Here is a 12,248-nt window from a genome sequence, read left to right on the forward strand (position 1 = left end):
CGCCGGGTCACGCCTCGGTGCGGGCCAGCGCCAGCTCCAGTACGACGAGCAGCGCGTCCCGCACCGAGCCGCGCTCCCGGGCGTCGAACACCACGAGCGGCACGCCCTCGGAGACGTCCAGGGCCCAGCGGACCTCGTCCAGGCCGTGCTCCACCTTCCCGTCGAAGGCGTTGACCGCCACCGCGAACGGGATGCCCTTGTGCTCGAAGTAGTCCACGGCCGCGTAGCAGTCGTCCAGCCGCCGGGTGTCGACGATGACCAGTCCGCCGACCGCGCCCTCGACGATGTCGTCCCACATGAACCCGAACCGCTCCTGCCCGGGCGTGCCGAACAGGTACAGCTTCAGTGTCGGGTCGATGGTGAGACAGCCGAAGTCCATCGCCACGGTGGTGGTGGTCTTGCGCGGGGTGTGCGTGAGGTCGTCCACGCCCGCCGCGACCTCGGTGATCGATGCCTCGGTGGTCAGCGGCTCGATCTCCGAGATGGAGCCGACGGCGGTGGTCTTGCCCACGCCGAAGCCGCCCGCTATCACCATCTTGACCGGCAGCGGCGGCCGTACGGCATCGTGTCCGGCCGCGCCCCGGGTGAGCGGTTCAGTCGGTGTCACTCGGTACCCCTCGGGAGTCGGGGACGGCCCGCAGGCCGTCGATAACCCTGCGCAGGACGGACGCGTCATGAGTGGCGTCGACGTCCGGCACGTGCACGGTCAGGTGCCCGGCCTCGCGCAGGTCTTCGGCCAGCACGCGGACCACGTTGAGGTGCAGCCGCAGCCGGGCCGCGAGTTCCGCGAGGGACTGCGGCAGCCGGCAGGCCGCGACGATGTCGTGCTGCTCGAAGGAGAGCCGGCCGAGCCCGTCGAGCCCGGCGGCGGTGGCCACCACCTGGGTCTCGACGGGCATCGCCCGGCCGGGCGCGTTGTCCGCCACCCGGCCGGCGGTGACCAGGAACGGCCGTACGGCGGGGGCGGGACCCACCGGGTCGGGTCCCGGGGGCGGGGAGCCGTCCGCCATGGCTTTTCGTTTCCTCTCCTGACCGGCGGGGCCGGTCAGCGCGACGACGGGACGCCGACGCTGTTCTTCAGTTCCAGGACGAGCTGCGGGCTGAGCGCGGTGCCGGCGCGGTTGGCGAACAGCGTCATCTCGTAGGCGATGTTGCCGAGCTTGGCCTCCTTGTCGGCGACCACGCCGAGGACGGCGCCGCTGCCGATCGCGGAGACGATCACATGGCCGCCCTCCAGGTCGATGATGACCTTGTTGAGGGCGCCCAGACCGTAGTTGCCGGAGGCCCCGGCGGCCAGGCTGGTGATGCCGGAGACGATCGCCGCGAGACGCTCGGAGTGCGCGCGCTCGCGCAGCTCCGACACCGCGATCAGCAGACCGTCGGAGGACACGGCGATCGCGTCGACCACGCCGGCGGTCTCGGTCGCGAAACGGTTCAGCAGCCAGGTGAAGTCGGCCGCGGCTGCCTGCAGGTCGGTCGGCGCGGTGCCGCCCGTCGGGGTGTCACCTGTCGACGTGCTCACTGCTCGGCTCCTTCCGGAAGGTGGTTCTTGTCGTACGGGTCGGTCGTGCGGGGGGCGGGGGGTACGGCGGGTGCGCCGGGGGCGTCGCCGGCCGTGCGGGGGCGCTCGAAGCTTCCGGTGTCGCTGTCGCGCCGGGCGCGCTGCACCGCTGCCTCGAACTCGTCCAGCGCGTCGCGCTCGGCCTCGGCGTCCCGCTTCCGCACCGCCTGCGGTACGACCTGCGCCGCGCCCACGGTGGTACGGAGCGTGGCGCCACGGACCCGGCGGCGCAGCGGGCGTGCGGCGGCCGGCGAGTCGCCGTGGTCGGACGGCGCGGAGGGTGCGGACGGCGCGGGCTGTCCGGACGGAGCGGCCGGCTCGCGGCGCGGGAGACGGCGGGGGAGCGGGCCCCCTTCGTCGGCGGTCGTGGTGCTCGTGGCGCTCGGGGACACCGGCTCCTGCCGGCGGGGCGCGGGGACGACGGCCCCGCCCGTGGGCACCGGACCGGACGCGGTCCCGGCGGGCGGGATGGTGGGCGCGTCCGCCACCGGACTCGGCATGAGGAGCAGCGTTGCCGGGAGGGTCACCTCCGCCGTCACGCCGCCGCCCGGCGTGCGGGTCAGCTCGACGCCGATCTCCCAGCGGCGGGCCAGGGCGCCCACCACGAACAGACCCAGCACCTGTGTGGGCACCAGGTCGAGGCGTTCGCGGCGGATCAGCCGGGCGTTCTCCTCCGCGAGCCGCTCGGCGCTCATGCCCAGGCCGTGGTCGGTGACGACCACGTGGGCGCCGGCGACGCCGGTGCGGACGGTCACCTCCACGGGGCTGCCCTCGGGCGAGAACGACACCGCGTTCTCCAGGAGTTCGGCCACCATCAGGGTCAGGTCGCCGATGATGTCCGGCTCCACCATGGCGTCCGACGCCGCGTACAGCCGTACCCGCTGATAGCCCTCGATCTGTCCGAGCGCCGCCCGCACCACGTTGCTCAGCTCCGCGGGGCCCCCGTCCAGCACCGTCTCGCGGATGCCGGCCAGCAGCATCAGACTGTCGGCGTTGCGGCGCAGGCGTACGGCGATGTGGTCGATGGAGTAGAGACGCTCCAGCAACTCGGGGTCGGTCTCGCCGCGCTCCACCGCGTCGATCAGGGCGAGCTGGCGGGTGGTCAGGTTGCTGACCCGGCGGCCCACGTTGCCGAACATCTCGGCGGTGTTGCGCCGGCTGAGGACCTGGCGTTCCAGGAGCGCGGCGGCGGTGGTCTGCACCCGGTTGAAGGCCTCGGCCAGGTCGCCGATCTCGTCGCGCGCGGTGACCGGCATGTCCCGCAGCAGGGGCGGCCCGTCGTCCTCGGCGTCGTCGGCGGCGACGCGGGCCAGTTCGCGCCCGGCCACCTCGGAGACCTCCTGCGCGGCGCCGGTCAGCGCCTGGACCGGGCGGATCACCGAGCGGCGGACCATCACCGCGAACGCGATCCACAGGAGGAAGCCGAGCAGCGCGCCGCTCAGCAGCAGTCCCGCCCGCCACTGTGCGGAGGTGGAGGCCTCGTCGGCCCGCTGGGCGATCTCGCCGATCAGCCCGGTGGTGATCTTCAGCCGGGCGGCGGCCTGTTCGGGGTAGTTGGGGTAGTCGGCGAGCGCCGCCGCGACGGCGCGGCGGATCTCCTCCCGGCTGCCGGCCTCCAGCTTGCTGGTGTCGATCTGCAGCTCGGCGAACGACCCGGCGATGGTGCGCTGGGCCGGCGTGTGCTCGATCTTGGCCAGCTTCTCCGCCTGCTCCTCGGTGGCGAACCGGGTGAAGCGGTCGGCCTGGTGGGAGTAGAGGTCGTAGGCGCCGACCGCGTTGGTGAACTCGATCAGCGCGTTGGTGTCCTCGGTGGTCGCCGCGAACACGTTGGTCTCGAAGGCGCCGTGGGCCGCGTCGGCGCGCAGCAGCGAGTCGAGCAGGTTGCCGGTGAAGGTGGCCGCGAGGTCGGCGTTGCGGTCGAGGCCGAGGCCGTCGATCAGGCCGTTGGCGGCGCCCGAGTAGGCCGGGTCGATGTTGTCGGCGGGCAGGTAGGACTCCTCGACGGAGGTGCGCAGGCTGGAGAGGCCCTCGACCTCCTTGAGCGCCTGGGCCTCGCTGTCCGGCAGCCGGTCCCCGAAGGTCTCGCGGACCTTCTGGACCTGGGTGTTCACCGCGTCCTGGGCCGCGCGGTAGGCGGCCGTGGACGGTTTGGCGTAGCCGGACTCGTAGCGCACCGCGAGCAGGATCGCCTGCTGGTGCTCGGCCTCGACCCGGTCCACCAGCCGGGACACCTGGGCGCTGTCGCGCACCAGCTGGGCCGCCGACTCGGCGCTGTTGGACTCGTCGAGCAGATCGCCGATCACATACCACAGCAACAGGGCGATGACCGCGAGCGGGATGCCGACGAGCAGGTTCAGCTTGCGCCGGAAGGGCCAGCGATCGGCGAAGCCCCGTCTGCCGACCCGTGGCCGGGCGGACCGGATGGGCGCGTCCACCTGGTTCGTGGACACCGGGCCTCCTTCGTGCAGGTATACAGAAGCGGGCCCCGTGCACCGCTGTGACCGATTTCAACTGCGGCGAGACTACAGCGTCCTTGAAGGGTCAATCACGTACTCTCTGTCAAGAATCCATCACGAAGAGAACGCTTGCGATGCACAACTAGCCACTCATCGAAGCCAATCAGTTACCAGGAGGCTCTTGACTGACCGAGAACCGGCTGGATTGGATCAGTGGAGAGTGCTTCATGCCCCTTCCCCATCCCCCGCCAATCCCCTGAGCCCGGAACGGGAACCGTGACTTCCTACACCCACACCAGCAGGTCAATCCGGAGAAACCGAGCCGCGGCGGCCGTCGCGCTCGCCGCGACGACAGCCCTGCTGGCGGGCTGTTCCTCCTCCTCCAGCGGCAAGTCCGACCCGCTCGCGGACAGCAAGGCGAGCGGCGGCACGGTCGTCGTCGGATCCAACAACTTCGCCGAGAGCATCCTGCTCGGCGACATCTACGGCGAGGCCCTGAAGGCCAAGGGAATCAAGGTCACATACAAGCCGAACATCGGCAGCCGCGAGACCACTTACGGCCTGCTCAAGAACGGCTCCATCTCGGTCCTGCCCGAGTACAACGGCGCCCTGCTGGCCTACCTCGACCCGAAGGCCGCGCCGGCCTCCGTGAAGGCGACCACGGCGGCCATCGAGGCCAAGCTGGACTCCGGACTGACGCTGCTCGACCCGGCGTCGGCACAGAACAAGGACTCGGTCACGCTCAACGCGGCCACCGCGAAGAAGTACAACCTGACCGACAAGTCCTCGATCGCCGACCTCAAGGACATCGCGAAGGACCTGGTCATCGGCGCCTCGCCGGAGTTCCAGACCCGGCAGCAGGGCCTGGTCGGCCTCAAGTCCGTGTACGGCCTGGAGTTCAAGTCCTTCAAGGCGCTCGACGCGGGCGGCCCGCTCACCCAGGCGGCGCTGACGAAGAACACCGTGCAGGCGGCGGACCTGTTCACCACGGACACGACCATCGCCAAGGAGAAGCACGTCGTCCTCCAGGACCCGAAGAACCTCTTCGGCTTCGAGAACGTGCAGCCGCTGGTGTACAAGAGCGCGCTGCCGCAGAAGGGCGTCGAGGCGCTCAACGCCGTCTCGGCCAAGCTCGACACGGCGACCCTGCTGGACCTGGACACCCAGGTGCAGTCGCAGAACAAGGACCCGCTGGACGTCGCCAAGGCCTGGCTGCAGTCCGCAGGTCTCGTCTGACGCCCGTCCGCACGGTGGACGGCACCACGAACGCCGGCGCGGACGGTCCCGCTGACAGCCCGACGCGGGTGCCCCCGGGCGCCGGGGACGCCCGCGTCGTGCTCGACGGCCACGGCCTCGGCCTGCCCGCACTCGTCCGGCTGGCCGACGCCGACGCCGAACCCGTCGTACCGGCCGAGGCCCTCGAACGGGTCCGGCGGGCCCGGGAGAGCGCCGACCGCCTCGCCGCCACGGGACGCTGGTACGGCCGGGGCACCGGCGTCGGCGCGCACCGCTCGGTGCCCGTCGACCCCGCCGACGAGACCGAGCACGGCCTGCGGATCCTGCGCAGCCACGCCGGCGGCGCCGGCCCCCTCCTGCCGGCCCGGCAGGTCCGCGCACTGCTCGCCGTTCGCGCCAACCAGCTCCTCGCCGCCGGCTCCGGCATCCACCCCTCCTTCGTCACCGCCCTCACCGACGCCCTGCGCCTCGGCGCCCACCCGGCCGTCAACGCGCACGGCGCCGTCGGCACGGGCGACCTGACGGCACTGGCCCAGACGGGACTGACCCTGCTCGGGGAACGGCCGTGGCTGACGCCGACCCGGCCGGCCCGGACCGAAGACCCGGCACCGGCCGCACCCGGGCCCCCTCTGCCCGCCCTGCCCGCACCGGTCACCCTCCGGGCCGGCGACGCGCTGGCGCTGCTCAGCAGCAACGCCCTCGCGCTCGGGCAGGCCGCCCTCGCCTGGTACGACCTCGATGTGCTGCTGCGGGCCACGCACGCGGTCGCCGCGCTCTCCCTGGTCGCCGTCTCCGGGTCACCGGAGGCCTACGCCGCGCAGGTGCACGCCCTGCGGCCGTATCCCGGCCCGGCCCGCGCCGCCGCCGAGGTGCGCCGACTCCTCCACATCCCCGACGGCGCCGACCGGCCCGACCACCCCGAACGCCTCCTCGCCGCCGGGCGCCGCGTCCAGGACCCCTACGGCTTCCGCGCCTTCCCGCAGGTGCACGGCGCCGCCCTGGAGGCCTCGGACGCCCTGCGCCGGATCGTCGAGGTGGAGATCAACTGCCCCTCGGAGAACCCCGTCCTGACCTCCGACGGCCGGCTCTACCACCACGGCGGCTTCTTCGCCGCCCCGCTCGGCCTGGCCCTCGACGGGCTGAACCTGGCCCTGCTGCAGACCGCCCAGCTCTCCGCCGCGCGCCTGACCGCGCTCGGCCGGGGCGACCTCACCGGACTGCCCGACTTCCTCGCCTCCGGGCCCGCGAGCAGCTCGGGCACGATGATCCTGGAGTACACCGCCAACTCGGCGCTGGCGGAACTGCGTTCCTGCGCCACGCCCGCCTCGGCCGGGCACACGGTCCTCTCCCACGGCCTGGAGGAGGCCGCCAGCTTCGCCGGCCAGGCGGCCCGCCAGACCGAGCGGGCCACCGCCGCCTACACCACCGTCCTGGCCTGCGAACTCGTCAGCGCCGTACGGGCCCTGCGGCTCCAGCCGCTGCCACCGCCGGTGCCCGCCTTCGCCCTCGCGGCCGCCGCGCTGCCCTCCGGTACCGAGGACCGCCCGCTCACCGGGGACATCACCGCCGCGGCCGACCTCCTGCCCCCGCTCGCACGGCTGTGAGCCGAACCGCGGCCGAATCAGCCCCCGCCCACCGGGCGCGGGCCGGATCCGCACGGCCGGCGGACAGGCGGGAATTTGAGGACAGGACCTAAACTGACCCCTCGGCACAGCGGAGAGCGGGAGGACGGACACAGTGGCGACAGCGCCCAGCAGTACCGGCAACGAGGACCCCTCCGCCGAGGTGCTCGCGCAGGCCGCCGCGGCCTTCGGACTGCTCGCCTCGCCCGCCCGCCTGCACATCGTGTGGGCGCTGGCCCAGGGCGAGAGCGATGTCACCGGTCTCGCCGAGCGGGTCGGCGGCGCGCTGCCCGCGGTCAGCCAGCACCTGACCAAGCTCAAGCTCGCCGGGCTCGTCCGCTCCCGCCGCGAGGGCCGCCGCCAGGTGTACTTCGTCGACGACCCGACCGTCGTCGACGTCGTCCACCTCCTCATCGGCCGCCTCCGCGGCCGGGCCGCGCCCGCCGAGGCCCCGGTCCGCCGCCTCCATGGCCTCTGAGGCCGCGCCCGCCCGCCCGGCACGCCCGGAGGCGGACACCGCCCTGCAACTGCTGCGCCGGCTGGACAGCGGCCCGCGCGGGCTGACCGACACCGAGGCCGCCGCCCGGCTCGCCGCGACGGGGGAGAACACCCCGCCCCGGCCGCCTACGGCGTCCTGGGTCCGTCGCTGTCTGCGCGGTCTTCGCGACCCCTTCACCGCCGTCCTGCTGACCCTCGGCGTGGTCTCGGCGCTCGTCGACTCCTACGGCACCGCCGCGGTGATCCTCGCCCTGGTCGCGGTCAGCTGCGTGCTGCGCGCGGCCGGGGAGCGCCGCGCCGACCGCGCCCTGGCCGCCCTGCGCGAACTGGTCGCCGGCACCGCCACCGTGCTGCGGCGCGCCGACGACGCCGAGGAGCCCCACGCCCGCGAGGTCCCGGTCGCCGAACTGGTCCCCGGTGACGTCGTACGGCTCGGTCCCGGCGACCTGGTCCCGGCCGACGTACGGCTGCTGCGCGCCCGTGGGCTGACCGTGCACCAGGCGGCGCTCACCGGGGAGTCGGCGCCCGCCGCCAAGGCCGCCGTCGACGTGCCCGGGCCGCCCGGCGACGACGGCCCCTTCGACCAGCCGCACCTGTGCTTCCAGGGCAGCGGCGTCGCCTCCGGCAGCGCCACCGCGGTCGTCGTGGCAACGGGCCCGCGCACCCGCTTCGCGACCGCGCAGAAGGACTCCGGGCGCCGGGAGGCCAGCGCCTTCGACCGGTCCGTGCACGGCATCTCCTGGGTGCTCATCCGGTTCATGCTGCTCACCCCGCCGCTCGTCCTCATGGCGGGCGCCGCCCTGCGCGGCCGGGGCCTGGAGACGCTGCCGTTCGCCGTCGCGGTGGCCGTCGGACTCACCCCCGAGATGCTCCCGGTGATCGTCACCACCTGTCTGTCCCGGGGCGCCACCCTGCTCGCCCGCACCCACCGCGTCGTCGTACGGCGGCTGCCCGCCCTGCACGACCTGGGCGCCGTCGACGTCCTCTGTCTGGACAAGACCGGCACGCTCACCCAGGACCGCCCGGTCGTCGAACGGGCGCTCGGACCCGACGGACGCGACGACCCGGACGTCCTGCGCTGGGCCGCCGTCGGCGCCTGGTGGACCCTCCAGCTGGCGGAACTCCCCGCCCCGGACGCCCTCGACGAGGCCCTGCTGACCGCGGCCGGCGCGGCGGGCGAGGAATACGACGGCATCGGCGCCATAGCCTTCGACCCCGCCCGGCGCATCGCCACCGCCGTCGTCGCCGGCCCGCCCGGCACCCACGTCCTGGTCACCAGGGGCGCCGCCGAGGACGTACTGGAACGCTGTGACCTCGACCCCGCCGAACGGCGACGGCTGCTCGCGCTCGCCGCCCACGAGGCGGACACCGGACTGCGCGTCCTGGCCGTCGCCACCGCCCGGCGCCCCGCCCGCACCCGCCCCCGCACGCCCGCCGACGAACACGGCCTGACCTTCCGGGGCCTGGTCACCTTCCGCGACGCCCTCGCCCCCGGCGCCGCCGAAGCCCTGCGCGCCCTGACCGGGCTGGGCGTGTCCGTGCGGATCCTCACCGGCGACCACCCCGGCACGGCCGCCCGCGCCTGCCGCGACCTCGGGCTGGACCCGGGGGAGGTGACCGTGGCCACCGCCCGGCCCGGCACCGCCGGTGCGGCGGCCGGAGGGAACCCCACCGTCGTGGCCCGCTGCACTCCCGAGGACAAGGCCCGCATCGTCACCGAGCTGCGCGCGGCCGGACACACCGTCGGCTTCCTCGGCGACGGCGTCAACGACGTGCCCGCGCTGCGGGCGGCCGACGTCGGGATCGCCCCGCTGACCGCCGTCGACGTGGCCCGGGAGAGCGCCGACGTCGTCCTCGCCGAGAAGGACCTCACCGCGATCGGGTACGCCGTCACCGCCGGCCGGCACAGCAGCGCCAACATCGCCTCCTATCTGCGTGTCACCCTCTCCTCCAATCTCGGCAACGTCATCGCGATGCTCGCCGCCGGTCTCCTCCTGCCCTTCCTGCCGATGCTCCCGGCACAGGTCCTCGTCCAGAACCTGTGCTTCGACGCCGCCCAGCTGGCCTTCGCCCACGACCACCCCGGCGCGGCAGCGCTGCGCCGGCCCACCGTGCTGCGGCCACGCGCCTTCCTCCGGTTCATCACCGGCTTCGGCGCGCTCAACGCGGTCGCGGACCTCGCCACCTTCGGCGTGCTCGCGCTCGCCGTGCACAGCGGTCCCGCCGCCGTGCACGACGAGGCCCTCTTCCACTCCGCCTGGTTCACCGAGAACCTGCTCACCCAGGCCCTGGTGATGCTGCTCCTGCGCACCGGCCGCCGCATCGCGGAGGGCCGCCGGCCCGGGCCCGTCGGCCGGGCCGCCGCCGCCCTCGCCGTCGTCGGCCTGCTGCTGCCGCCGAGCCCGCTCGGCGCCTGCCTCGGCCTGACCGGCCCGCCCCCCGCCTACCACCTGCTGCTCGCCGCCCTCCTCGGCCTCTACGCCCTCGCCCTCGTGGCGGCGAAGGCACGGCACGACCGGCGTCAGCCGTAGGACAGGTTCGCGCAGGGATCGTCGTCCGCCGACCGGGCCCCGTCGGCGACCTGTGAGGGCACCGCCGTGGCGGTCGGCGAGGCCGGGGCGCCGGCGTCTGCGTACGACTGCCCGAGGACCACGTTGATCCTGGCCGCGCCGATCGCCTCCAGTTCGCTGCCCGGGAAGACCCCGGCCACGGTCCGCGCCCGGCTCTCCAGGCCGGGGCCGTACTGGACGACGGTCGTCGTGTGGTCCTGCCTGGTGGCCGTCGCGGTGCCGGTGACGGTGAAGCCGTCCGCGGTGAGCCGGGCGGCGCCCCGGGCGGCGAGGCCCGTCACGGTGGTGCCGTTGTAGACGGCGACGTCGATGCCCGTGCCGGAGACCGGCGGGGCGGTGACCGGCGCGGCGGGCGAGGCCGAGGCCGTCGCGGAGGCCTCGGCGCCCGTCGTGCCCTTCTTGCCGCTGGCGTCCTTGCCGTCGATCGTGCGGTCGGCCCTGAGCACGGCCCACAGGGCGTCGGCGTCCGGCTCCACGATCGCCACGCGCTTGCCCACGTACCGCCAGGGAACCGTCACGAACTTCGTGTTGTGCAGGTCGATGTCCTTCAACGTCATCGCGAAGGAGATCAGCTTGTCGGCGCTGCCCAGACCGGTGTCGACGGTCAGCGACCTGGTGGCCGCGTCGGCCAGCGGCAGCAGCCTGGTCGGGGTCAGGCCCTTGCTCTTCACCTCCTTCAGCAGGCTGGACACGAACGCCTGCTGGCGTTTGATGCGGCCGATGTCCGAACCGTCGCCGATGCCGTGCCGGATGCGGACGTAGTCCAGGGCGCTCTGTCCCGAGACGGTCTGCTGCCCCTTCCTGAACAGCAGCCTGCCGCGGGTGGCGCGGTTGGGGTTCAGATCGCCCTGGTACACGTCGTTCGGCAGGCACACCCTCACCCCGCCCACCACCTCGGTCAGGGCGGAGAAACCCTTGAAGTCGACGACGACCGTGTGGTCCACCCGCAGCCCGGTGAGCTTCTCGACCGTGTTCTGGGTGCAGGCCGGGTTGCCCTTGTCGGTCCGTCCGACGGAGAAGGCCGCGTTGAACATCGTGTCGGTCTGCGTCCTGGTCCAGGTGCCGTCGGGCAGCTTGCACGGCGGGATGGTCACCAGGCTGTCGCGGGGTATGGAGACCGCCAGGGCGTGCTGATGGTCGGCGTATATGTGCAGCAGGAAGGTCGTGTCGGAGCGGCCGACAGCGTTCTTGTCGCCGCCACCGAGCGCCGCGTTGCCGTCGGTGCGCGCGTCCGAGCCGATCACCAGCACGTTCTCGCCCTTGGACGAGTCGGCCGCGGGCCGGTTGTCGGACAGGCCGCCAGAGTCGAACGTCCTGATGTTGCCGTCCAGTTTCAGGTACAGCCAGCCCACTCCCGCCGTGACCAGGACCACCAGCGAGACGCAGATGACCAGTGCGACACGCAGCCGCCCACCGGGCCGGCGCCGACCCTCACGGGCACCGCCGCGGGAGCCGCCGCTCCCGGTGCCGCCCCCGCTCCCGGTACCCCGGGCGCCGCGGTGCCGGGTCGGTTCCGTCCCACGGCTGCTGGTGATGCTCATCGGCACCCTCTTATCTCCTCACCCCGGGTTGTACAGTTGCGCAATGTAGCAATCATTGCTGGGCGGTCCGGCGGCTTCGGCCTCTCCCGCCGTCAGGAAGAACTGAGAAAAGGAAGGGGGCGGTCATGCTCCGCAACGGCCTCGAACCCTGGCACCTGCTGATCGTCGCGATCGTGTTCATCGTGCTGTTCGGTTCCAGGAGACTCCCGGACACCGCCCGCGCGCTGGGCAAGTCCATGCGCATCCTCAAGAGCGAGGCGAAGGCGATGAAGGGCGAGAACGGCGGCGGTGTCACCGTGCGCCCCGGCGTCCCCGAGGAGTCGGCCGCCGTCCACACCACGGCGGAGCCCGCGCCGGTGCCGGAGTCGCCCGCGACCGCCCACTGACCTTCGCCGCCCCTGTCGGCCTCCTCGACGCCATGACACCGCCACCCCCTCTCGCCCCGCACCCCGCACGGCTCACACGCCGTCCGGCTGCACGATGAACTCGCGGCGACGGTAAAGAAGTTCCCAAGTCGCCTGTTCGGGGGATGAGCCCGCGGAGGGTTGACGTCAGGGGGAGTGGCCACAGGGGAAGTGGCCGCACGGGGAGTGACGGCCGGGAGCGGCAGTCGTACGCATGAGTGAGGGGTGGGGGGCCCGCACCCGGGCCCCCCCCCCCCCCCCCCCGCCGGGGGGGGGGGGGGGGGGGGCCCGGGCCCCGGCCCCCCCCCCCCGCGGCGGGGGGGGCGCCGGGGGGGGCCGCGCGGCGGGGGCCCCCCGGGG

General features: G+C 73.7%; 10 protein-coding genes. 5 read left to right on the plus strand and 5 right to left on the minus strand.

Annotation, left to right across the window (positions count from 1 at the left end; all coding sequences use genetic code 11):
* Positions 1 to 7: 7 nt before the first annotated feature.
* Genes ACFYMM_RS36850 through ACFYMM_RS36865 form a run of 4 tightly spaced genes read right to left on the minus strand, consistent with a single transcriptional unit; the run spans position 8 to position 4,011 of the window.
* Positions 8 to 607 carry an ATP/GTP-binding protein gene (locus ACFYMM_RS36850; protein WP_388395164.1) on the minus strand — a complete coding sequence of 200 codons (600 nt, stop codon included), beginning with the start codon at positions 605 to 607 and terminating at the stop codon, positions 8 to 10.
* Complete coding sequence (locus ACFYMM_RS36855; RefSeq protein ID WP_388395166.1) at positions 594 to 1,010, minus strand: DUF742 domain-containing protein; 417 nt, start codon at positions 1,008 to 1,010, stop codon at positions 594 to 596. The genes ACFYMM_RS36850 and ACFYMM_RS36855 overlap by 14 nt, the downstream gene beginning before the upstream one ends.
* A 35-nt stretch (positions 1,011 to 1,045) precedes the next feature.
* The gene (locus ACFYMM_RS36860; RefSeq protein ID WP_388395168.1) at positions 1,046 to 1,522 is read right to left on the minus strand and encodes a roadblock/LC7 domain-containing protein; all 477 of its coding nucleotides are present in this window, start codon (positions 1,520 to 1,522) and stop codon (positions 1,046 to 1,048) included.
* Entirely contained in the window at positions 1,519 to 4,011 is a 2,493-nt protein-coding gene (locus tag ACFYMM_RS36865; RefSeq protein ID WP_388395169.1) for an ATP-binding protein, read from the minus strand. Before ACFYMM_RS36865 ends, ACFYMM_RS36860 begins: the two co-directional genes overlap by 4 nt.
* A gap of 282 nt (positions 4,012 to 4,293) precedes the next feature.
* On the opposite strand from ACFYMM_RS36865, the gene ACFYMM_RS36870 reads away from it, so the two are divergent.
* From ACFYMM_RS36870 to mgtA, 4 genes are all read left to right on the plus strand, one after another.
* A complete protein-coding gene (locus ACFYMM_RS36870) occupies positions 4,294 to 5,253 on the plus strand; it encodes an ABC transporter substrate-binding protein (RefSeq protein ID WP_388395171.1) in 960 nt (319 codons plus the stop codon).
* Positions 5,254 to 5,267: 14 nt separating this feature from the next.
* On the plus strand, positions 5,268 to 6,857 hold the full coding sequence (locus tag ACFYMM_RS36875) for an aromatic amino acid ammonia-lyase (protein WP_388395173.1): 1,590 nt from the start codon (positions 5,268 to 5,270) through the stop codon (positions 6,855 to 6,857).
* Positions 6,858 to 6,990: 133 nt separating this feature from the next.
* Positions 6,991 to 7,353, plus strand: coding sequence for an ArsR/SmtB family transcription factor (locus tag ACFYMM_RS36880; protein ID WP_388395176.1), 363 nt, complete (start codon positions 6,991 to 6,993; stop codon positions 7,351 to 7,353).
* Positions 7,343 to 9,904 (plus strand): magnesium-translocating P-type ATPase, encoded by a 2,562-nt coding sequence (gene mgtA / locus ACFYMM_RS36885; protein ID WP_388395179.1) that lies wholly within the window; start codon positions 7,343 to 7,345, stop codon positions 9,902 to 9,904. Before ACFYMM_RS36880 ends, mgtA begins: the two co-directional genes overlap by 11 nt.
* Here mgtA and ACFYMM_RS36890 read toward each other — a convergent pair.
* Positions 9,895 to 11,484 (minus strand): LCP family protein, encoded by a 1,590-nt coding sequence (locus ACFYMM_RS36890; protein ID WP_388395181.1) that lies wholly within the window; start codon positions 11,482 to 11,484, stop codon positions 9,895 to 9,897. The two genes, mgtA and ACFYMM_RS36890, sit on opposite strands and share 10 nt — an antisense overlap.
* 125 nt (positions 11,485 to 11,609) lie before the next feature.
* Here ACFYMM_RS36890 and tatA point away from each other — a divergent pair, with 125 nt between their 5' ends.
* Positions 11,610 to 11,870 carry a Sec-independent protein translocase subunit TatA gene (gene tatA, locus ACFYMM_RS36895; RefSeq protein ID WP_388395183.1) on the plus strand — a complete coding sequence of 87 codons (261 nt, stop codon included), beginning with the start codon at positions 11,610 to 11,612 and terminating at the stop codon, positions 11,868 to 11,870.
* Positions 11,871 to 12,248 lie beyond the last annotated feature (378 nt).

The sequence above is a fragment of the Streptomyces sp. NPDC006739 genome, assembly GCF_042869815.1.
Taxonomy (GTDB): Bacteria; Actinomycetota; Actinomycetes; order Streptomycetales; family Streptomycetaceae; genus Streptomyces.